The following is a 20,298-nucleotide window of genomic DNA, read 5'->3' on the forward strand; positions in this document are numbered from 1 at the left end:
CGCAACGATGAAATACCTGTCGACGCGCGGCCATGAGATGCCGCAAACCTTCTCCGAGATCCTGCTGGGCGGCCTGGCGCCGGACGGCGGCCTGTACCTGCCGCAGGAATACCCGCAAGTCACGGCCGGTGAACTGGAAGCCTGGCGCAAGCTGTCGTACGCCGATCTCGCGTTTGAAATCCTGTCCAAGTTCTGCGACGACATCCCGTCCGAGGACCTGCGCGCGCTGACGCGCAAGACCTACACCGCCGAGGTGTACTGCAACGCCCGCCCCGGCGATAACACCGCGGATATCACGCCGCTGCGTACGCTGGGCGAAGAGGGCGGCGCGCCGCTGCAGCTGCTGGGGCTGTCCAACGGCCCCACGCTGGCCTTCAAGGACATGGCGATGCAGCTGCTCGGCAACCTGTTCGAGTACGCGCTGGCGCGCGCCGGGCAGGAGCTGAATATCCTCGGCGCGACCTCCGGCGACACCGGCAGCGCGGCGGAGTACGCGATGCGCGGCAAGCGCGGCATCCGCGTGTTCATGCTCAGCCCGCACCGCAAGATGAGCGCATTCCAGACCGCGCAGATGTTCAGCCTGCAGGACCCGAACATCTTCAACCTGGCGGTGGAAGGTGTGTTCGACGACTGCCAGGACATCGTCAAGGCGGTTTCCAACGATCTCGACTACAAGGCCCGCCAGAAGATCGGAACGGTCAACTCGATCAACTGGGCGCGCGTCGTGGCCCAGGTGGTGTACTACTTCAAGGGCTGGCTGCTGGCCACCGATGGCCCGGGCCAGAAGGTGTCGTTCTGCGTGCCGTCGGGCAACTTCGGCAACGTCTGCGCCGGCCACATCGCGCGCATGATGGGGCTGCCGATCGACAAGCTGGTGGTGGCCACCAACGAGAACGACGTGCTCGACGAGTTCTTCCGCACCGGCACCTACCGCGTGCGCAAGTCGGCCGAGACGTACCACACCTCCAGCCCGAGCATGGACATCTCGAAGGCCTCGAACTTCGAGCGCTTCGTGTTCGACCTGCTGGGCCGCGATGGCGACAAGCTGGCGAAGATGTTCCGCGAGGACGTCGACACCAAGGGCGGCTTCGACCTGTCCGGCACGCCGGAATTCGAGCGCATCCGCGCCTTTGGCTTTGTCTCGGGCCGCAGCACGCACGAGGACCGCCTGGCCACTATCCGCGACCTGTCCGAGCGCTACGGCATCACCATCGACACCCACACCGCCGATGGCATCAAGGTGGCACGCGAGCATCTCACACCCGGCGTGCCAATGCTGGTGCTGGAGACCGCACTGCCGGCCAAGTTCGCCGACACCATCCGCGAGGCGCTCTTCCATGAGCCGGAGCGGCCGGCCAGCTTCGACGGCATCGAGAACCTGCCGCAGCGCTTCGAGGTGATGCCGGCGGAAGCGGACCGGATCAAGGCTTATATCGCGGCTCACACCGGCCTCTGAGACTTGGCCGCGCCGATGGCGTTGCAGGCGGCGCGGCGCCAACTCGCTACAATCAGACTTACCGAGCTGAATCGCACGGCCCTGGCATTGCCCCGGATGTATCGGCGGCGGTACGCGGGCCGTTTCCCATGGATGGCTGTCGACCGTGGGTTTGCTTTCTCACGCGTATCAATCACCCGTATCCGTCATGACCCAAGCTGCCGCGCCCGCCCGCCCCCCCATGCTGACCATGGCCCAGGCCCTCGAAGCCTTGCTGGCGGGCGCCCGCCCGCTGGCCCGGGCCGAGAGCATTGCCACGCTGGACGCCAACGGCCGCGTGCTGGCCGTGCCCGTGTCGAGCACGCTGGATGTGCCGCCGGCCGACAATACTTCGATGGACGGCTATGCGGTGCGCAGCGCCGACGTGACGGCGCCGGGTGCGCGCCTGCGGGTGGCCCAGCGCATTCCCGCCGGCCATGTCGGCACGGCGCTGGCGGCCGGCACGGCCGCCCGGATCTTCACCGGGGGACTGATTCCGCCAGGGGCAGACGCGGTGGTGATGCAGGAGCAGTGCCTTGCCGAGGGCGAGGACGTGATCGTCAATCACGCGCCGCAAGCGGGCGAGTGGATCCGCCGGGCCGGCGAGGACATCCGCGCGGGCAGCGAGATCCTGCCGGCCGGCACGCGGCTCACGCCCCAGGCACTGGGCCTTGCCGCCTCGGTGGGGCAGGCGGCGCTGGAGGTTGTGCGCCGCGTCAAGGTGGCGGTGTTCTTTACCGGCGACGAGCTGGCCATGCCTGGCGAGCCGCTCAAGCCGGGCGCCATCTACAATTCCAACCGCTTCACCTTGCGCGGCCTGCTGGAAAATCTCGGCTGCGAGGTCAGCGATTTCGGCATCGTGCCGGACACGCTGGCCGCTACGCGCGATACCCTGCGCCGGGCTGCCGAGGGGCATGACCTGATCATTACCTCGGGCGGTGTCTCGGTGGGCGAGGAAGACCATGTCAAGCCGGCCGTCGAGGCCGAAGGGCGGCTCAACCTGTGGCAGATCGCGATCAAGCCGGGCAAGCCGCTGGCCTTTGGCGAGGTGTCGCGGGGCGAGCAGGCGCCGGCCTATTTCCTGGGGCTGCCGGGCAATCCGGTCTCCAGCTTCGTGACGTTCCTGCTGTTCGTGCGGCCCTTCATCCTGCGGCTGCAGGGCGCGCAGGATGTCATGCCGCGCCGGCTGCCGCTGCGGGCCGATTTCGACCTGCCCAGGGGCGACCGCCGCAACGAATTCCTGCGCGTGCGCATCAACCAGTCCGGTGGGCTCGACCTGTTTCCCAACCAGAGTTCGGGTGTGCTGACCTCCACCGTGTGGGGCGACGGCCTGGTCGACAATCCGCCCAACCAGGCGATCGCGCGGGGTGACACCGTGCAGTTCATCGCCTTCGACGGCCTGCTGGCATGAGGAGCGAGACCGCCATGAACATTGAGCTGCGTTTTTTCGCCAGCGTGCGCGAGCAGCTGGGCCTGGGACAGGAGCGCGTCGAGGTGCCGGCCGCGGTGGCCACCGTCGCCGACCTGCGGCAGTGGCTAGGCGAGCGCGGCGGCGCCTGGGCCGAGGTGCTGGCCGAAGGCCGGGCCCTGCGCATGGCCGTGGATCACGAGGTGGCGAGTGCGGACAGCATGCTGGCCGACGGCTGCGAAGTCGCGTTTTTCCCGCCCGTGACCGGAGGCTGAACATGAGCGTCAGGGTGCAGCGCGAGGATTTCGACCTGGGCGCCGAGGTGGCGGCATTGCGCCGCGGCCAGCCGGGCGTGGGCGCCGTGGCCAGCTTTATCGGCACCGTGCGCGACATGAACGATGGCAGCACGGTCAGCGCAATGGAGCTGGAGCACTATCCCGGCATGACCGAGAAGGCGCTGGCCAGGATCGAAGCCGTCGCGCGGGAGCGCTGGGGATTACTCGGCGTCACCATCGTGCATCGGGTCGGGCCCTTGCTGCCGCTGGACCAGATCGTGCTGGTGGCGGTGGCCTCCGCGCATCGCGGCAATGCCTTCGCCGCCTGTGAATTCATCATGGATTACCTCAAGTCCGAGGCGCCGTTCTGGAAGAAGGAGCAGACGCCGGAGGGCGCGCGTTGGGTCGATGCGCGGGTCACCGACGAGTCCGCGCTGGCGCGCTGGGGCATCCGTTCGCTCAATGCCAGCGGCGAGGCGGCGGACGAAAACCCGGGCCTTCAGCGCTAGTGGGCGCGCTCGGGTTTGTCGCGGTCGGCGTCGGCGCCGCGGTGGGGGCCTGGCTGCGCTGGGCGTTCTCGGTCCTGTGGAATGCGGGCAATCCAGCGCTGCCCTATGGCACGCTGACGGCCAACCTGGTGGGCGGCTACCTGATCGGCCTGGCCGTGGGCTTCTTTGGCGCACATACGGCGCTGTCGCCCGAATGGCGCCTGCTGGCCGTGACCGGCTTCCTGGGCGGCCTGACCACGTTTTCCACTTTCTCCAGCGAGGTCGTGGCCAACCTGATGGCGGGCGACTATGGCTGGGCGGCAGTGCACCTGCTGGCGCATCTTGGCGGCTCGCTGCTGTTGACCGCGCTGGGTTTGTGGACCTATCGGCTGCTGGCCTGAAGCCTCGCAGGCCAAGCCTGGGTGAAGGCCGCCGGGCGCTCCCTGTGCGGCGTCATGTCGATGGCCGCCAGCGGTAGCGCGGGATAAGCGCGCATCAGTTTCCAGGCCACCATCGCCCCCATCGACCATTCCACCACCACCACGTCCCGCAGGCCCGGATGCCCGATCAGCGCTGCCGCATCCGCGGCCTGCCGCGCCATGCTGGCCTGTCCCGCCGCGCCGTGCGGGAAGCATCCAAGGGCGACGGCTTCAGTCGATGTTGGCTTTCCAGGTGGCGTCCGCCCGATCCCCGGAGAGGTAGCCAGGGCTCCGGGTAAGCGATGTATTGACATTCGGATCGCTGGCTTCATATCATGAAACATGAATCAGCTGTCATGTCTTGAGCCTGGGCAAAGAGGGCGGTTGCCGCGCTGCAATACTGCGCCGTAGCTGGCTTTCCCGGTCAGGACAGCCACCGCGGAGCCCCGATGTCCCCCACCGAATCCGGCGTCAGCCAGCCCAAGACCGTGCGCGGCCAGAAGACCCGCGAAGCGCTGCTGCGCGCCGCCGAGAAAGTATTCGGCGAGAAGGGCTACTACGCGGCTTCGATCTCCGAGATCACGCAGGAAGCCGAGGTGGCGATGGGCACCTTCTACCTTTACTTCAAGGACAAGGAAGACATCTTCCGCGCGCTGGTGCAGCATATGCTGGAGTTGGTGCGCGCCCATCTGCGCAAGCAGGTGGGGCGGGCGCAGACGCAGCTCGAGGCCGAGCGGCTAGGGCTCAAGGCATTCCTTTCCTTTGTCGCGCGGCATAAGAATCTGTACCGCATCGTGCTCGACTCCTACTCGGTGGACGAGACCATCTACCGCAGCTATCTCCAGGTGTTTGCCGACGTCTACAGCCGCCGCCTGGGCAAGGCCGAAGAGCAGGGCGAGATCTCGCCGGGCGACGCCGAAGTGCGCGCCTGGTGCCTGATCGGCATCAGCAATTTCCTCGGTATGCGCTACGCCCTGTGGAAACGCCCGGCTTCGATGGACAAGGTGGTCGATGCCGCCTTCGACATGATCTCGCACGGGTTGGCCGCACGCTGAGCGCGCTGGTACTGGCCGGGCGTAGCATCGGGCAGCATCCCGACTTGCAACAATAAGAGTCAGCAAAAAGAGTCAACAATAAGAGCAATCCAAAGAGGAGACACAGAATGCAAATCAAGCACCAGGCCGCAGCCGTGCTCGCACTGTCCGGCCTGCTGGCCGCCGGCGGCGCACTTGCCAAGGACATCCGCATCGCCCACGTCTACGACAAGACCGGGGCGCTCGAAGCCTACGCCAGGCAGACCCAGACCGGGCTGATGATGGGACTGGACTATGCCACCAACGGCACCATGATGGTCAACGGCAACAAGCTGGTGGTGCTGGAGAAGGACACCCAGGGCAAGCCGGACGTCGCCAAGGCCCAGCTCGCCGCGGCCTATAGCGACGATCGCGCGGACATCGCGGTGGGGCCGACGTCGTCCGGTACCGCGCTGGCGATGCTGCCGGTGGCCGAGGAGTACAAGAAGATCCTGCTGGTCGAGCCCGCCGTGGCGGATTCGATCACCGGCGAGAAGTGGAACCGCTATATTTTTCGCACCGGCCGCAATTCGTCGCAGGACGCCATCGCCAACGCGGTGGCGCTGGACAAGCCCGGCGTGCAGATCGCCACGCTGGCGCAGGACTATGCCTTCGGCCGCGACGGCGTGAAGGCCTTCAAGGGCTCGCTCAAGCACGCCAGGATCGTTCATGAGGAATACCTGCCCACCAACACCACGGACTTTACCGCCGGTGCGCAGCGCCTGTTTGATTCGCTCAAGGACAAGCCGGGCCGCAAGATCATCTTCATCATCTGGGCCGGCGCCGGCAATCCCTTCAAGATTGCCGATCTCGATCCCAGGCGCTACGGCATCGAGATCGCCACGGGCGGCAATATCCTGCCCGCCATGAGCAGCTACAAGAACTTCCCCGGCATGGAAGGCGCGACGTATTACTACTTCGGCATTCCCAAGAACAAGGCCAACGAGTGGCTGGTCTCCAACCACTACACCAAGTTCAAGTCGCCCCCTGACTTCTTCACCGCGGGCGGCATGACGGCCGGCATCGCGCTGGTCGAGGCGCTGAAGAAGACCAATGGCGACGCCAGCACCGAGAAGCTGATCGGCGCGATGGAGGGCATGTCGTTCGAGACGCCCAAGGGCAAGATGACCTTCCGCAAGGAAGACCACCAGGCCCTGCAGTCGATGTATCACTTCAAGATCAAGGTCGATCCGGCGTTCGCCTGGGGCGTGCCCGAGCTGATCCGCGAGATCAAGCCGGAAGAGATGAACGTGCCGATCCGCAACCAGCGGTGACGACGGTGGGCGCCTCTTCCATCGATACCACGGCGGCGCTCTCGCGGGCGGCGGCCCAGCCGCCCGCGCTCGAGACGCGCGGCCTGACCATCCGCTTTGGCGGGCATGTGGCGGTCAATTCGGTGTCCTGCGCGTTTCGTCCGGGCGAGCTGACCTGCATCGTCGGACCCAACGGGGCGGGCAAGACCACTTATTTCAACCTGATCTCGGGCCAGTTGCCGCCCACCGCCGGGCAGATCCTGCTCGGCGGCGAGGACGTGACGCGGCTGCCGGTGCCGCGCAAGGCGGCGCGCGGCATCGGCCGGGCCTTTCAGCTGACCAGCCTGTTCCCGAACCTGTCGGTGTTCGAGAATGTGCGGCTGGCGGTACAGGCGCGGCAACGCATCGGGCTGGATCTGTGGTCCGTGTGGAGCGGCAACCGCGCGGTACGTGCGCAGGCCGAGTCCTGCCTCGAGCGCGTGGCCCTGGCGGACAAGCGCCACCTGCCGGTGGCTTCGCTGCCGCATGGTGACCAGCGCAAGCTGGAGGTGGGCATCCTGCTGGCGCTGCAGCCGCGCATCTTCATGTTCGACGAGCCGACCGCCGGCATGAGCGTGGACGAGGTGCCGGTGATCCTGGACCTGATYCGGGAGATCAAGCGCGACAGCAGCAAGACAGTGCTGCTGGTGGAACACAAGATGGATGTGGTGCGCTCGCTGGCCGACCGCATCATCGTGCTGCATAACGGCAACCTGATGGCGGACGGCGACCCGGCGCAAGTGATCGCATCGCCGATCGTGCAGCAGGCTTATCTGGGGATCGCCTCCGATGACGGCTCGGACGCGCAGGGGGAGGGCAGTCATGGCTGATGGACCGGCAACACCCATCCTGCGGCTGGATGGCGTGCAGACGCATATCGGGCCCTATCACATCCTGCACGGCGTGAGCTTCCCGGTGCCGCGCGGCGGCGTGACCATGCTGCTCGGGCGCAACGGCGCGGGCAAGACCAGCACGCTGCGCACCATCATGAATCTGTGGCAGGCGAGCGAGGGGCGGATCACGTTCGACGGCGCGGATATCACCCGCCGCGGCACGCCCGCCATCGCGCAGGCCGGGATTGCCTATGTGCCGGAAAACATGAGCGTGTTCTCCGCGCTGACGGTGGCGGAGAACATGCGCCTGGCCGCCCGCAGCGGGGCCATCGACGGGCAGCGCCTGGACTGGGTATTGCGCATGTTCCCCGCGCTGAAGATCTTCTGGCACCAGCGAGCCGGCGTGCTGTCCGGTGGGCAGAAGCAGATGCTGTCGGTGGCGCGCGCCATCATCGAGCCGCGCAAGCTGCTGATCGTCGACGAGCCGACCAAGGGTCTGGCGCCAGCCATTATCCAGAACATGATCACGGTCTTCCGCGAGTTGAAGCAGACGGACGTATCGATCCTGCTGGTGGAACAGAACTTCCATATGGCGAAGTCGGTGGGGGATACGGTTGCCGTGATGGATGACGGGCGCGTGGTGCATGCGGGCAGCATGGCGGAGCTGGCGGGCGACGAGGCCTTGCAGCAGCGGCTGCTGGGTTTGTCGCTGGCGGCGCATCAGTAAGGAGCGAAGCTTCGAAGAATGAAGCGCGGTGGCACGTGCTGCCGCCCATGGCCAATCAAGACATCGTCAGGACCGAGACAATGACGACCACAAGCTCCCTGCCCACCACCCCGGTGGCACCGGCCGACCTGCCCAAGGACCGGCTCGACTGGACGCCGCTGGCGCTGGCGCCGCTGCTGATGCTGCTGGCCTATCCCCTGATCGGCAGCGGCTCGACCTGGCTGACACTCACCATTGCCGGCCTTGCCATGGGCACGATCGTGTTCGTGGTGTCGTCTGGCCTGACGCTGGTGTTCGGCCTGATGGACGTGCTTAACTTCGGCCACGGCGCGTTTATCGCGCTGGGCGCCTACGTGGCGGCGTCGGTGCTGCTGCCGCTGGGCGCCTGGGTGGAGGCCGACAGCCTGGCGCTCAACATGGCGGTGTTCGGCCTTGCCATCCTGGCGGCCATGGCGGCGGCGGGCGCGATCGGCTTGCTGTTCGAGCGCATCGTGGTGCGCCCGGTCTACGGCCAGCACCTGAAGCAGATTCTGATCACCATGGGCGGCATGATCGTGGCCGAACAGCTGATCAAGGCCATCTGGGGCGCGGAAACCATTGCGCTGCAGGTGCCCACCACCTTCCGCGGCGCGATTCTGCTGGGGGATGCCGCGATCGAGAAATACCGCCTCATCGCCGTGGCGCTCGGGCTGGCGATCTTTGTGTCCATGGTGCTGGTGCTCAACCGCACCCGCATTGGCCTGCTGATCCGCGCCGGCGTGGAGAACCGGGAGATGGTGGAGTCGCTCGGCTATCGCATCCGGCTGCTGTTTATCGGCGTGTTCGTGGTGGGCGCCGGGCTGGCAGGCATGGGCGGCGTGCTGTGGGGCCTGTACCAGCAGAACATCACCGCGTCCATCGGCGCCCAGGTCAACGTGCTGATCTTCATCGTCATCATCATCGGCGGTCTCGGCTCCACCACGGGCTGCTTCGTCGGCGCCTTGCTGGTGGGACTGATGGCCAACTACACCGGCTTCCTGGTTCCCAAGGTGGCGCTGTTCTCGAACATCCTGCTGATGGTGATGATCCTGCTGTGGCGTCCGCAGGGCCTTTATCCGCTGGCCAAGCGCTGAGCGCCGAGGAAAAGCCATGATCCGACTGCTCTCCGGCGACCTGCCAAGAAGCCGCGTGCTGACCCTCATCCTGGTGGCGATGCTGCTGGCGCTGGCCTGCACGCCGTTCCTGTTTCCCGGCGCGCGAGCGCTCAACATGGCTGCCAAGATCTGCATCTTCGTGGTGCTGGTGGCCAGCTACGACCTGCTGCTCGGCTATACCGGCATCGTCTCCTTCGCCCACGCCATGTTCTTCGGTATCGGCGGCTATGGGGTGGCGATCGCCATGTCGCGGCTCGATCCGGGGTGGGGCGCGCTGGCCATCGGCACGCTGGGCGCGTTGCTGGTGTCTGCGGCGCTGGCATTCCTGATCGGGCTGTTCTCGCTGCGGGTCAGGGCCATTTTCTTTGCCATGATCACGCTGGCGGTGGCGAGCGCCTTTGCCACGCTGGTATCGCAGCTGTCGGAATGGACCGGCGGCGAGGATGGCATCAGCTTCAAGGTGCCGGAGGTCTTCACGCCAGGCTTCACGCTGGGCGGCGCCGAGTGGTTCGGCGTGCCGCTCAACGGCAGGCTGTTTTCCTACTATTTCGTGTTCGCCAGCGCACTGGTGCTGTTCCTGCTGCTGTTGCGCGTGGTCAACTCGCCCTTTGGCCGTGTGCTGCAGGCGATCCGCGAGAACGACTTCCGCGCCGAGGCCATCGGCTACCGCACTGTGGTGTACCGCACAGTGTCCACCGTGCTGTCGGCCGGGTTCGCCACACTGGCCGGCGTGCTGATGGCGATCTGGCTGCGCTACAACGGGCCTGATACGTCACTGTCCTTCGAGATCATGGTCGACATCCTGCTGATCGTGGTGATCGGCGGCATGGGCACGCTGTACGGCGCGGTCATCGGCACCACGCTGTTCCTGGTGGCGCAAACCTACCTGCAGGATGTGATGAAGCTGGCCAGCGACGCCACCACGGCCGTGCCGCTGCTCTCGGGGCTGCTGCACCCCGACCGCTGGCTGCTGTGGCTCGGCCTGCTGTTCATCCTCAGCGTGTACTACTTCCCGCAAGGCATCATCGGCCGCCTGCGCGGCGATCGCCGGGAGCACGAGGTGGCGTCCTAGTGCGTTGCAGAACGTACCAACAAGCACAAGCGCGGTAAGAAGCGCTATAACAAAAACACCGTCAAGCGGGGATTCCCGAACATGTACGTAGTCGACTGGCTGCAATGTTCCTTGCCGTGCCCGCGATCTACCTCTTCCTGATGGATCCAGCATGAAAAAGGGGGCACGACATGTTGCGCGGACTTGCAGGGCGTATCGGTAAAAGCGGACGAGGCGGGCGTCTGGCGCTGGCCGGCGCGGCAGGCTTGCTGCTGGCGGCATGCGGCTCGGGCGATAACAATGGGAACAACACCAATCCCAATCCCAATCCGAATACCAAACCGTCGAATATCGGTGCGGTAACGATCACGACCTACGACGGCAACATCGACGACCTGCTCACCGCCGGCCTGGGCAAGGATGGCCTGGGCTCGTCCACGGCGCCGTTGCCGCTGAATCCGGCTGCGCCCACGGCGGCCGAGTTGCGGCGCTATGCCATCTATACCAACTACCGCGCGCTGGTGGATACCACGACGGGCGGCGGCTATGGCAGCCTGTACGGCCCCAACGTGGACACGCAGGGCAATGTCACCAGCGGGCAAGGGAAGGTCGCCGGGCGCGAGTACCTGGCCTTCTCGGACGATGGCAGCGGCCAGCAGAACGTGACGATGCTGGTGCAGATTCCCGATAGCTTCAACGTGGCCAAGCCCTGCCTGATCACGGCCACGTCGTCCGGCTCGCGCGGCGTCTATGGCGCGATCTCCACCGGCGAGTGGGCGCTCAAGCGCGGCTGCGCCGTCGCCTACACCGACAAAGGCACCGGCGCCGCGCCGCACGACCTGGATACCGACACCGTGCCGCTGATCGACGGCACGCGCGCCAGCCGCACCGCGGCCGGCAACAGCGCGCAGTTTGCCGCCCCGTTCCCGACTGCCAGCCTGGCCGCGTTCAATGCGCAGGCGCCGCACCGGCTCGCGTTCAAGCACGCCCATTCGCAGCGCAATCCCGAGAAGGACTGGGGCACCTTCACGCTGCAGGCGGCGGGCTTCGCGATCTGGGCCATCAACGACCGCTTTGGCACCGTGGCCTCGGATGGCACGCGCCAGCGCAGCCTCGGCCCCGGCCAGATCGTCGTCATCGCGTCCAGCGTCGACAACGGCGGCGGCGCGGCCATCGCCGCGGCAGAGCAGGATACCCAGGGTCTGATCGACGGCGTGGCGGTGGCCGAGCCGAATCTCAACCTGCCCGCCAACACCGGCGTGGTCGTCATGCGCGGCGGAGCGCCGGTCAGCAAGTCGGGGCTCGTGCTGTACGACTACACCACCACGGCCAACCTGCTGCAGCTGTGCGCCTCGCAGGCAAACTCGCTGGTGAACGCGCCGGGCGTGGCCTCGTATGCGTCGCCCACCGTCGCGCTGGTACAGCCGGCGATCAACCGTTGCCAGTCGCTGGCCAATGCCGGGCTGGTGAGCGGGCCCGACGCGGCCAGCCGGGCTGCCGATGCGCTGCAAAAGCTGCACGATGCCGGCTGGGAGTCGGATTCCGATGCGGTCCATCCGTCGCTCGCCCTGTTCGAAGCGGCCAGTGCGGTTTCCGTGACATTCGCCAACGCGCTGGCGCGCGCCGCCGTGGCCGACCGCCTGTGCGGCTACAGTCTTGCCGCCGCCGGCGCGGCCGTGCAGACCCCGGTGGCGATTGCGCCGGCCACGCTCAATGTCTTGTACGCGACGGGCAATGGCGCGCCGCCGGGGGCCGGCGTGCAACTGATCAACGACAACAACCCCGGTGGTCCGCTGCGCGACCTTTATTCCCAATCGCCCGGCAACGGCCTGGCAGACGCCAACCTCGACGGCGCCCGCTGCCTGCGTGCACTGCTGACCGGCAGCGACACCCAGGCGCAGGCGCTGCAGGCGGGGCTGGCCCAGACGCTGCGCACGGGCGACTTGCACGGCAAGCCGGCCATCATCGTGCATGGCCGCAGCGATGCGACAATGCCGGTCAACCATACGTCGCGGCCCTATCTCGGCTTCAACCAGATCAAAGAGGGCGTTGCCAGCAAGCTCTCCTATATGGAAGTCGAGAATGCCCAGCACTTCGACAGTTTCAACGGCACGGTAGCTGGCTATGACAACCGCTATATCCCGCTGCAGGTCTACCTGAACCGGGCGCTCGACGCGGTCTACGCCAACCTCGCCAGCGGCAGTGCGCTGCCACCCTCGCAGGTGGTGCGCACGGTCGCGCGCGGGGGCAGCCTGTCGCCGGCGCCCACCATCCTGCCCACCAATTTGCCGCCGTTTGCCGCCGCCCCGGCCAATGCGGACCGCATCACGGTCAACGGCAACACCGTAGAGGTACCCAACTGACGAAGGCATCAAGCCGCAAGGTATTTCCTGCGCCACATCAAGGGCCGTGCAGTCGGGCCTTGAAATGCAGGCGCCAAGCCTTATCTTTCGATAAGACATCCAGTGTCCGGCCCGCGTGACGGGATCGGCAGGCGGGGGCGCTCGCCCCTGCCTTCCGCATGGGGACACTCATCCAAAAAAGAGGGCTCCTGAATGCGACTTGACAAACTCACCACCCGATTCCAGGAAGCGCTGGCTGATGCCCAAAGCCTGGCGATCGGCAACGACAACCAATATATCGACCCGCTGCACGTGCTGCGCGCCTTGCTGGCGCAGAACGACGGCGCTGCCCGCGCGCTGCTGTCGCGCGCCGGCGTCAACGTCGGCGGCCTGACCACCGCGCTGGACGCCGCCATCAAGCGCCTGCCGCAGGTGCAAGGCACCAGCGAGGTCCAGGTCGGGCGCGAACTCAACGCGCTCTTCAACGCCACCGAGAAAGAAGCCATCAAGCGCGGCGACCAGTTCATCGCCAGCGAGCTGTTCCTGCTCGCGGTCGCCGACGACAAGGGCGAAGCCGGACGCATCGCGCGCGAGCACGGCCTGGCGCGCAAATCGCTAGAATCCGCCATCGAAACCGTGCGTGGCGGCGATGCGGTCAACAGCGCCGACGCCGAGACCCAGCGCGAGGCGCTCAAGAAGTACACCGTGGACCTTACCGAGCGTGCCCGCATCGGCAAACTCGATCCCGTGATCGGCCGCGACGACGAGATCCGCCGCGCCATCCAGATCCTGCAGCGCCGCACCAAGAACAATCCCGTGCTGATCGGCGAGCCGGGCGTGGGCAAGACCGCCATCGTGGAAGGCCTGGCCCAGCGCATCGTCAACGGCGAAGTGCCGGAGAGCCTGAAGAGCAAGCGCGTGCTGGTGCTCGACATGGCCGGCCTGCTGGCTGGCGCCAAGTACCGGGGCGAGTTCGAGGAGCGCCTCAAGGCCGTGCTGTCGGATATCGCCAAGGACGAGGGGCAGACCATTGTCTTTATCGACGAGCTGCATACCATGGTCGGCGCCGGCAAGGCCGAGGGCGCGATCGATGCGGGCAATATGCTCAAACCCGCGCTGGCGCGCGGCGAGCTGCATTGCATCGGCGCCACCACGCTGGACGAATACCGCAAGTACATCGAGAAGGACGCCGCGCTGGAGCGCCGCTTCCAGAAGGTGCTGGTCGACGAGCCCAGCGTGGAGGCCACCATCGCCATCCTGCGTGGCTTGCAGGAGAAGTACGAACTGCACCACGGGGTGGAGATCACCGACCCGGCCATCGTCGCCGCGGCGGAACTGTCGCACCGCTATATCACGGACCGCTTCCTGCCCGACAAGGCGATCGACCTGATCGACGAGGCCGCTGCGCGCATCAAGATGGAAATCGACTCCAAGCCGGAGGTGATGGACAAGCTCGAGCGCCGCACCATCCAGCTCAAGATCGAGCGCGAGGCCGTCAAGCGGGAAACCGATGAGGCCTCGAAGAAGCGGCTCGAACTGATCGAGCAGGAAATCGGCCGGCTGGAGAAGGAGTACGCCGACCTCGAAGAGATCTGGAAGGCCGAGAAGGGGGCCGCCCAGGGCGCGGCCGCGCTCAAGGAAGAGATCGACAAGATCCGCCTGGAGATCACGCGCCTCCAGCGCGAAGGCAAGCTCGACAAGGTCGCCGAGTTGCAGTATGGCAAGCTGCCCGAACTGGAACGCAAGCTCAAGGCCGCGACCATGGCCGAGGCCAGCGAGCAGAAGCATCCCAACAAGCTGCTGCGCACGCAGGTTGGCGCCGAGGAAATCGCCGAAGTGGTGAGCCGTGCGACCGGTATCCCCGTAGCGAGGATGATGCAGGGCGAGCGCGAGAAGCTGATCCAGATGGAGGACTACCTGCACCGCCGCGTGGTGGGCCAGGACGAAGCCGTGCGCCTGGTGTCGGACGCCATCCGCCGCTCGCGCGCCGGACTGTCGGACGAGAACAGGCCCTATGGCTCGTTCCTGTTCCTTGGCCCCACCGGGGTGGGCAAGACCGAGCTGTGCAAGGCACTGGCCGAGTTCCTGTTCGATTCGCAGGACCACCTGATCCGCATCGACATGAGCGAGTTCATGGAGAAGCACAGCGTGAGTCGGCTGATCGGCGCGCCGCCGGGATATGTCGGCTATGAAGAGGGCGGCTACCTGACCGAGGCCGTGCGCCGCAAGCCGTACAGCGTGATCCTGCTCGACGAAGTCGAGAAGGCCCACCCGGACGTCTTCAATGTGCTGCTGCAGGTGCTGGACGACGGCCGCCTGACCGACGGCCAGGGGCGCACGGTGGACTTCAAGAACACGGTAATCGTGATGACCTCCAACCTGGGTTCGGACATCATCCAGGCGATGGCCGGCGAGCCGCACGAGATGGTCAAGGGCGCGGTATGGCAGGAAGTGAAGACGCATTTCCGGCCCGAGTTCCTCAACCGTATCGATGAGGTGGTGGTGTTCCATTCGCTCGACCAGCAGCATATCGAGTCGATCGCCCGCATCCAGCTGGCGCGGCTGACGGCACGGCTGGCGCGCATGGACATGGCGCTGGAGGTGAGCGAGGCGGCACTGGCCAAGATCGCCAGCGCTGGCTACGATCCGGTGTTCGGGGCGCGTCCGCTCAAGCGCGCGATCCAGCAGCACATCGAGAACCCGGTGGCGCGCGCCATCCTCGAAGGCAAGTTTGCCGCCAAGGATGTGGTGCCGGTGGATTACCAGGACGGGGCGTACGTCATCGCTCCAAAGGTCCACTGAGACTCACGCCAGACAAGCCAGCCCAAGCCACGCAAAAAAGCCGCCCCTCTCGCCGGGGCGGCTTTTTGTTCTTTTGCGTGTAATAAGAATTAACGGAAACCCATCCGGATCGTTGCGTCCGTGCTACATGCGCGCCGGCGGCTAACGGTCCTGCGAGGGGACACAACTGTAACGATATTTCACGCGGGGAACCGGATGCGCGGTGCCTGGCCTGTCTGGCCCGGTCAGAGCGAGCGCTCGTTCTTCAGGCGGTACAAGGGCATCAGTTGCCTGACGCATGCGTTCGCCGCCGACTTGCTTTCCACGTCAATCGCGTGGGAGACGGCATCCTTGATCCGGCGCAGCCCGCCGCCTTCAAGAAAGGCCTTCAAATCCCGGTCCTCCATGAACCGGTTGAATTCGAGCAGGTCGGCCCTGGTAATCCCGGCATCCGCCAGATGAACCAGCGCCAGTGCGAGGCATAGCGCCGGCAAGATCGCCGACGTCCCGATCCGCCCGCCGGCCGGCACGTCATGGCGAAGCGCTTCCGGTTTGCCGGGGCCTGCGTGACTGCATCGGGGACAGTCATTCATGGGGTGTCGGCTCGTATTGGTAATTCCTGCAGGTTATGCCGGGATGGGGCGCGCCGCCACAGCCCCCTTCCGTACCGTAACGCATTCGATTGACCGGCGTGCCGCCGGGCTCCATTGCCGGCGCTCGGGATGCCGCCGCCGCCTTTGCCATGCTCTAGAATTGCCATGGATGACCAACGCATCGCGAGCGGAGAGATCCGAATGGCACGGTTTTTCAGCAGGCTCGTCCATGCAAGCATCTTCGCCTGTGTACTTGCTTGGGCCGCGCCGGGGCTGGGGGACGAGGAGATTGCGTTATTGCCCGTCAAGCTCCCGCGGCACGTCGAGATCCAGGTGCCAAGGGGATGGACGCTGCTGTCGGAGGAGCAAGGCCGGAATCGCGAGGTTACGCTCGACGCAGCGACCGACGTCACGCACCGTGCATCGGCGGGTGACCAGCTCAACCTCCTGCACGCCGTGTCGAACACGCGTGGCCCATACGCCGCTGTCGTCATCAATTCGATCCAGCCGTCAAGCGTTCCGCCCGCGCAGGTGCGCAAGTTCGATGAACGGCTTCTCCGCGATTTCGGCGCCGGCTTCGAGCGCCTGATCCGGGATTCCCTCAGGAAATCCGATCGGCAATTGCTGTCGATCAGCACGCCGCGCCTTGAAATGATTGGCGGCTGGCCGGCTATTGCCATCAGCTACACCCGAAGCGGCAACCAGGGCACGATCTACGTGCAGCATTTCGATATCTACACGCCAGACCAGGAGCTTCTGCTGATCCTGGCCTGCCGCGACGCAGCGCGTGACACATGGCTGCCGATGCTCGAACGGGTCTCGAAGTCGCTGGTGGTCCGTGCGGACTAGGCTGCCGGAACTGGCACAATCGCGCGCACCAGCGCGAGCAAGCGCACGACGAAGCACCGGACCCGAACCCGCCAAGGAGCAGCAATGACCTGGTCAGCCAAGCAGTACGTAAAATTCGAGGATGAACGGACCCGTCCGGTACGGGACCTGCTGGCCGCGGTGCCGGGGCGCGCGCCGGGCGTTGCGGTGGATATCGGCTGCGGCCCGGGCAACTCGACCGAGGTGCTGGCCGCGTGCTTTCCCGGTGCGAGCGTGACGGGCCTGGACAGTTCGGCCGACATGATCGAGGCCGCGCGCAAGCGGCTGCCGGCACTGAAGTTCGAAGTCAGCAGCATCGAAACCTGGTACGACCCGGGCCCCTACGATGTGATCCTCGCCAATGCCGTGCTGCAATGGCTGCCCGACCACGGCCGGCTGTTGCCCGCGCTCGCCGCCAAGCTGGCGCCGGGCGGCAGCCTGGCGATTCAGGTGCCCGACACGCTGGACACACCCGCGCACCGCCTGATGCGCGAAGTCGCCGCCGCCGGCCCATGGGCCGCCAAGCTGGCTGCCGCCGCGCAGGCGCGCACGGCGCTGCCGGGCGCGGCATGGTATTACGAACTGTTGCGCGCCCACTGCGCCACGGTCGATGTATGGCATACCACCTATCATCATGCGCTGGCAGATGGCCCGGCTGCCATCGTGGAGTGGTTCAAGGGCACTGGCTTGCGCCCCTTCCTGGATCCGCTGGATGAAGGGGAGCGGGCCGCATACCTGGAGCGCTATACGGCGGAAGTGGCACGCGCTTATCCGGCGATGGCGGATGGCTCCGTGCTGCTGCCGTTCCCGCGCTTTTTCATCGTGGCGACGCGCTAGGGATATATCCGGCGGAGCGTTGCCGTGTTGCATTGCGTCAACCCGTATTCCGGTGTCGCTTCTTGCTTCTTCTATAGTGGACAGCAAACTACTGCCGCCAACAGTTGCCCACGTATGCATTGCCGACGTTGGCAGCCAAAGGAATGGCACACCCCGGGGTCATCCACATCGGAGAAGAAAATGAAGCGAACGATACTTCTGTCCATCGCCACGACGGCCACCCTGGCCTTGCTGGGCCAGCCGGCCTTCGCACAGCAAGCCCCTGTCACCGCCACGGGTGAAATGGTGACCGTCCCTGGCGGCGCTGCCATGTCGGAAACAACGAAAGCGACGGCAACCGTCATGAATATCGACAAGGCAAAGCGGATCGTCACCCTGAAGGGACCGGGAGGCCGGGTATTCGATCTCGCGGTGGGAGACGAGGCGCGGAATTTCGACCAGATCAAGGTTGGCGACAGGGTTGTCGTCGAATACAAGCAGGCGCTGACGCTGGAGCTGAAGAAGGGCGGCATGGGCATTACCGAGCGCACCGAACAGGAGGGAGCGGACCGCACAGCCGCTGGCGCCGCCCCGGGAGCGGCGGTGGGCCGGAAGGTGACAGTGGTTGCCAACGTCGTCGCAGTGGACAGGAAGAAGCAGATCGTCGAACTGCATGGCCCGGAAGGCCATACGGTCGACCTGGTAGTGCACGACCCGGATCAGTTGAAGAACATCAAGAAGGGGGACCAGGTCCAGGCGGTCTATGTCGAGGCGATAGCCATCGCGGTGGAGCCCGCGGCGAAGAAGTAGACGAAGAAGCAGAAACAAGAGCGCTGCATGGGCTGTCCGGAGCACGGCTCGGCCCGGCAGGCGCAGGTGCGCGGGGCACGGGACCGTCGAGCGACCGTTGCCTTGCTGCCTGCCAGCCGCGCGCCTCCCGTATCCGCATGCACGAACTGCTCCTGCGGATAGGAAAATCAGGGAATATCAGCGCAACACCATGTCAGGACCGATCGCGGCGGGCGAGCGCCAGGGCGAACAGCGCTCCGCAGGCAGCGCCGACGGCTGCGGCCGTGCCAAGCGTGCGCCATGGATGTGCCTGCACGTACTCTTCGCCGGCATCGGCCCAGTCCCGGACCTGGCTGCGGCCTTGCGCCTGCAACTCCCGCAGGCGTAGCTGCAGCGCCTCCAGCCGTGCCTTGAACTGCTCGCGGGCCTGGCCGGCCTGCTCGCCGGTCAGGGCGGCGGCGTCGCGCAGCAATGCCTGCACATCGGCCAGCAAGACGTTGACATCGTGCTGCAGCGTGGCACGGTGCGCGGCAAAAGCGGATCTGATGTCGTCCATGGCGTTCTCCTGGCGGAAGGGAAACAATGAAGGTACGGTGGTATGAAGCAAGGCCACGTCCACTATAGATAAGGCACCGGCCCGCTGCTCGACCGGAATCAAGCCTCGGGCCGCATGGAGCGGACATGCAGCACTCGGACAAGATAGCAAGAGCATGACGCACGGCATTCTCAAGCTCGCCCGCAAGCTGCTGGCCGACGGTCTTGGCGAGACTGTGGACCGGCTGCGCCGCCAGCGCACCACGTCACGCGAAGGGCCCGAAGTGCCGGCAAGCCAGGCCCGCGACAGGCAGAAGCCGGCGGCGTCCAGCGGCATGCCGGAAGCGTTGCTGCGGGCTGCCAGCACGTCTCTCGCGCTCCTGCTCGGGCAACTGGACGCCAGCCCGGAAGGCCTGACCGACGCCGAGGCCACGCTGCGCCTGCAAGGTCACGGCCCCAACCTGGTGGACCACGAACGCCCGCGCCCGGTGCTGATCGACCTGCTGCGGCGTTTGCTCAATCCGCTCAACGTGCTGCTGCTGACACTGGCGACGGTATCGACCGCCATTCACGACTACGACGCCGCGGCCGTGATCTCGGCGATGGTGATGCTCAGCGTGGGGCTGGCCACGGTGCAGGAGCGCCGCTCCGGACGCGCCGCGGCGGCGCTGCGCGCCATGGTGCATACCACCGCCGCCACCCAGCGCCGGCCAGGGCCGGGGGCGCTGCCCGTCATCAGCGAACTGCCGATCGGCGCACTGGTGCCGGGCGACATCGTGCACTTGTCGGCCGGTGACCTCGTTCCCGCCGATGCCCGGCTGCTGGCTTCCAAGGATCTGTTCGTCAACCAGTCGGCCCTCACCGGGGAGTCGCTGCCGGTGGAGAAGTTCGCGCGCGAGAGCGCCAGCGGCGACGAGCCCGGCACGCTGGAGAACATCGTGCTGATGGGCACGGCCGTGGTCAGCGGCAGCGCGACCGTGGTGGTGGTGCTGACCGGGCCGCGCGCCATGTTCGGCAGCATCGCCCGCTCGCTTGAGGAAGAGACGTCCGGCACCGTGTTCGAGCAAGGCCTGCAGCGTTTCGCCCGCTTGATGATCGGCCTGATCGCGATCCTTGCGCCGCTGGTGTTCCTGATCAACGGGCTGACCAAGGGCGACTGGCTGGAGGCGCTGCTGTTCGCGGTGGCCGTCGCCGTGGGGCTGACCCCCGAGATGCTGCCGATGCTGGTCACCGTGAACCTGGCGAAGGGCGCGCTCGCCATGTCGCGCCGCAAGGTGATCGTGAAACATCTGAGCGCCATCCAGAACCTGGGCGCCATGGATGTGCTGTGCACCGACAAGACCGGCACCCTGACGCAGGACCGCATCATCCTGAAGAAGCATGTGGACCTGGCGGGGCAGGAG

General features: G+C 66.2%; 20 protein-coding genes. 17 read left to right on the top strand and 3 right to left on the bottom strand.

Annotation, left to right across the window (positions count from 1 at the left end; translation table 11 throughout):
• Window positions 1-7: 7 nt before the first annotated feature.
• From thrC to crcB, 5 genes are all read left to right on the top strand, one after another.
• Window positions 8-1,456 carry a threonine synthase gene (thrC, locus tag AC1DQ3_RS31580; protein WP_477124055.1) on the top strand — a complete coding sequence of 483 codons (1,449 nt, stop codon included), beginning with the start codon at window positions 8-10 and terminating at the stop codon, window positions 1,454-1,456.
• A gap of 187 nt (window positions 1,457-1,643) precedes the next feature.
• Window positions 1,644-2,885 (top strand): molybdopterin molybdotransferase MoeA, encoded by a 1,242-nt coding sequence (locus tag AC1DQ3_RS31585; protein ID WP_477124056.1) that lies wholly within the window; start codon window positions 1,644-1,646, stop codon window positions 2,883-2,885.
• 14 nt (window positions 2,886-2,899) lie between these two features.
• Window positions 2,900-3,157, top strand: a complete 258-nt coding sequence (gene moaD, locus AC1DQ3_RS31590) for a molybdopterin converting factor subunit 1 (protein WP_477124057.1) — start codon at window positions 2,900-2,902, stop codon at window positions 3,155-3,157.
• Window positions 3,158-3,159: 2 nt separating this feature from the next.
• Window positions 3,160-3,666, top strand: a complete 507-nt coding sequence (moaE, locus tag AC1DQ3_RS31595) for a molybdopterin synthase catalytic subunit MoaE (RefSeq protein ID WP_477124058.1) — start codon at window positions 3,160-3,162, stop codon at window positions 3,664-3,666.
• On the top strand, window positions 3,666-4,046 hold the full coding sequence (gene crcB / locus AC1DQ3_RS31600) for a fluoride efflux transporter CrcB (RefSeq protein ID WP_477124059.1): 381 nt from the start codon (window positions 3,666-3,668) through the stop codon (window positions 4,044-4,046). Before moaE ends, crcB begins: the two co-directional genes overlap by 1 nt.
• On the opposite strand, the gene AC1DQ3_RS31605 is transcribed toward crcB, so the two are convergent.
• Complete coding sequence (locus tag AC1DQ3_RS31605; RefSeq protein ID WP_477124060.1) at window positions 4,028-4,246, bottom strand: hypothetical protein; 219 nt, start codon at window positions 4,244-4,246, stop codon at window positions 4,028-4,030. The two genes, crcB and AC1DQ3_RS31605, sit on opposite strands and share 19 nt — an antisense overlap.
• Window positions 4,247-4,513: 267 nt before the next feature.
• Here AC1DQ3_RS31605 and AC1DQ3_RS31610 point away from each other — a divergent pair, with 267 nt between their 5' ends.
• From AC1DQ3_RS31610 to clpB, 8 genes are all read left to right on the top strand, one after another.
• Window positions 4,514-5,119, top strand: coding sequence for a TetR/AcrR family transcriptional regulator (locus AC1DQ3_RS31610; RefSeq protein WP_477124061.1), 606 nt, complete (start codon window positions 4,514-4,516; stop codon window positions 5,117-5,119).
• Between the two features lie 107 nt (window positions 5,120-5,226).
• On the top strand, window positions 5,227-6,411 hold the full coding sequence (locus AC1DQ3_RS31615; RefSeq protein WP_477124062.1) for a substrate-binding domain-containing protein: 1,185 nt from the start codon (window positions 5,227-5,229) through the stop codon (window positions 6,409-6,411).
• A 20-nt stretch (window positions 6,412-6,431) separates the two neighbouring features.
• The gene (locus AC1DQ3_RS31620) at window positions 6,432-7,259 is read left to right on the top strand and encodes an ABC transporter ATP-binding protein (RefSeq protein ID WP_477124075.1); all 828 of its coding nucleotides are present in this window, start codon (window positions 6,432-6,434) and stop codon (window positions 7,257-7,259) included.
• Window positions 7,252-7,989: an ABC transporter ATP-binding protein gene (locus tag AC1DQ3_RS31625; RefSeq protein WP_477124063.1), complete on the top strand. Its 738-nt coding sequence runs from the start codon at window positions 7,252-7,254 to the stop codon at window positions 7,987-7,989. The genes AC1DQ3_RS31620 and AC1DQ3_RS31625 overlap by 8 nt, the downstream gene beginning before the upstream one ends.
• A gap of 80 nt (window positions 7,990-8,069) precedes the next feature.
• Window positions 8,070-9,101 carry a branched-chain amino acid ABC transporter permease gene (locus AC1DQ3_RS31630; RefSeq protein ID WP_477124064.1) on the top strand — a complete coding sequence of 344 codons (1,032 nt, stop codon included), beginning with the start codon at window positions 8,070-8,072 and terminating at the stop codon, window positions 9,099-9,101.
• 16 nt (window positions 9,102-9,117) lie between these two features.
• Window positions 9,118-10,194, top strand: a complete 1,077-nt coding sequence (locus AC1DQ3_RS31635) for a branched-chain amino acid ABC transporter permease (protein ID WP_477124065.1) — start codon at window positions 9,118-9,120, stop codon at window positions 10,192-10,194.
• Window positions 10,195-10,364: 170 nt separating this feature from the next.
• The gene (locus AC1DQ3_RS31640) at window positions 10,365-12,536 is read left to right on the top strand and encodes a 3-hydroxybutyrate oligomer hydrolase family protein (protein ID WP_477124066.1); all 2,172 of its coding nucleotides are present in this window, start codon (window positions 10,365-10,367) and stop codon (window positions 12,534-12,536) included.
• 192 nt (window positions 12,537-12,728) lie between these two features.
• On the top strand, window positions 12,729-15,317 hold the full coding sequence (gene clpB / locus AC1DQ3_RS31645; protein WP_477124067.1) for an ATP-dependent chaperone ClpB: 2,589 nt from the start codon (window positions 12,729-12,731) through the stop codon (window positions 15,315-15,317).
• 224 nt (window positions 15,318-15,541) lie between these two features.
• Here clpB and AC1DQ3_RS31650 read toward each other — a convergent pair whose 3' ends face one another.
• Window positions 15,542-15,826 carry a hypothetical protein gene (locus AC1DQ3_RS31650; RefSeq protein ID WP_477124068.1) on the bottom strand — a complete coding sequence of 95 codons (285 nt, stop codon included), beginning with the start codon at window positions 15,824-15,826 and terminating at the stop codon, window positions 15,542-15,544.
• Between the two features lie 228 nt (window positions 15,827-16,054).
• On the opposite strand from AC1DQ3_RS31650, the gene AC1DQ3_RS31655 reads away from it, so the two are divergent.
• From AC1DQ3_RS31655 to AC1DQ3_RS31665, 3 genes are all read left to right on the top strand, one after another.
• Window positions 16,055-16,738, top strand: a complete 684-nt coding sequence (locus AC1DQ3_RS31655; RefSeq protein ID WP_477124069.1) for a hypothetical protein — start codon at window positions 16,055-16,057, stop codon at window positions 16,736-16,738.
• A gap of 84 nt (window positions 16,739-16,822) precedes the next feature.
• Window positions 16,823-17,593 (top strand): trans-aconitate 2-methyltransferase, encoded by a 771-nt coding sequence (tam, locus tag AC1DQ3_RS31660; RefSeq protein WP_477124070.1) that lies wholly within the window; start codon window positions 16,823-16,825, stop codon window positions 17,591-17,593.
• A gap of 180 nt (window positions 17,594-17,773) precedes the next feature.
• A complete protein-coding gene (locus tag AC1DQ3_RS31665; protein WP_477124071.1) occupies window positions 17,774-18,382 on the top strand; it encodes a hypothetical protein in 609 nt (202 codons plus the stop codon).
• 193 nt (window positions 18,383-18,575) lie between these two features.
• Here AC1DQ3_RS31665 and AC1DQ3_RS31670 read toward each other — a convergent pair whose 3' ends face one another.
• Window positions 18,576-18,917, bottom strand: coding sequence for an ElaB/YgaM/YqjD family protein (locus AC1DQ3_RS31670; RefSeq protein WP_477124072.1), 342 nt, complete (start codon window positions 18,915-18,917; stop codon window positions 18,576-18,578).
• Between the two features lie 154 nt (window positions 18,918-19,071).
• Here AC1DQ3_RS31670 and AC1DQ3_RS31675 point away from each other — a divergent pair.
• The coding region (locus AC1DQ3_RS31675; protein WP_477124073.1) for an HAD-IC family P-type ATPase at window positions 19,072-20,298 on the top strand (1,227 nt) is incomplete at its 3' end.

The organism is Cupriavidus sp. 01T418 (assembly GCF_056398885.1).

Excerpts from the sequence above, each read along its gene's own strand:
- thrC (WP_477124055.1), top strand. The coding sequence starts at position 8 with ATGAAATACCTGTCGACGCGCGGCCATGAGATGCCGCAAACCTTCTCC.
- AC1DQ3_RS31585 (WP_477124056.1), top strand. The coding sequence starts at position 1,644 with ATGACCCAAGCTGCCGCGCCCGCCCGCCCCCCCATGCTGACCATGGCC.
- moaD (WP_477124057.1), top strand. The coding sequence starts at position 2,900 with ATGAACATTGAGCTGCGTTTTTTCGCCAGCGTGCGCGAGCAGCTGGGC.
- moaE (WP_477124058.1), top strand. The coding sequence starts at position 3,160 with ATGAGCGTCAGGGTGCAGCGCGAGGATTTCGACCTGGGCGCCGAGGTG.
- AC1DQ3_RS31605 (WP_477124060.1), bottom strand. The coding sequence starts at position 4,246 with ATGGCGCGGCAGGCCGCGGATGCGGCAGCGCTGATCGGGCATCCGGGC.
- AC1DQ3_RS31610 (WP_477124061.1), top strand. The coding sequence starts at position 4,514 with ATGTCCCCCACCGAATCCGGCGTCAGCCAGCCCAAGACCGTGCGCGGC.
- AC1DQ3_RS31615 (WP_477124062.1), top strand. The coding sequence starts at position 5,227 with ATGCAAATCAAGCACCAGGCCGCAGCCGTGCTCGCACTGTCCGGCCTG.
- AC1DQ3_RS31625 (WP_477124063.1), top strand. The coding sequence starts at position 7,252 with ATGGCTGATGGACCGGCAACACCCATCCTGCGGCTGGATGGCGTGCAG.
- AC1DQ3_RS31630 (WP_477124064.1), top strand. The coding sequence starts at position 8,070 with ATGACGACCACAAGCTCCCTGCCCACCACCCCGGTGGCACCGGCCGAC.
- AC1DQ3_RS31635 (WP_477124065.1), top strand. The coding sequence starts at position 9,118 with ATGATCCGACTGCTCTCCGGCGACCTGCCAAGAAGCCGCGTGCTGACC.
- AC1DQ3_RS31640 (WP_477124066.1), top strand. The coding sequence starts at position 10,365 with ATGTTGCGCGGACTTGCAGGGCGTATCGGTAAAAGCGGACGAGGCGGG.
- clpB (WP_477124067.1), top strand. The coding sequence starts at position 12,729 with ATGCGACTTGACAAACTCACCACCCGATTCCAGGAAGCGCTGGCTGAT.
- AC1DQ3_RS31655 (WP_477124069.1), top strand. The coding sequence starts at position 16,055 with ATGGATGACCAACGCATCGCGAGCGGAGAGATCCGAATGGCACGGTTT.
- tam (WP_477124070.1), top strand. The coding sequence starts at position 16,823 with ATGACCTGGTCAGCCAAGCAGTACGTAAAATTCGAGGATGAACGGACC.
- AC1DQ3_RS31665 (WP_477124071.1), top strand. The coding sequence starts at position 17,774 with ATGAAGCGAACGATACTTCTGTCCATCGCCACGACGGCCACCCTGGCC.
- AC1DQ3_RS31670 (WP_477124072.1), bottom strand. The coding sequence starts at position 18,917 with ATGGACGACATCAGATCCGCTTTTGCCGCGCACCGTGCCACGCTGCAG.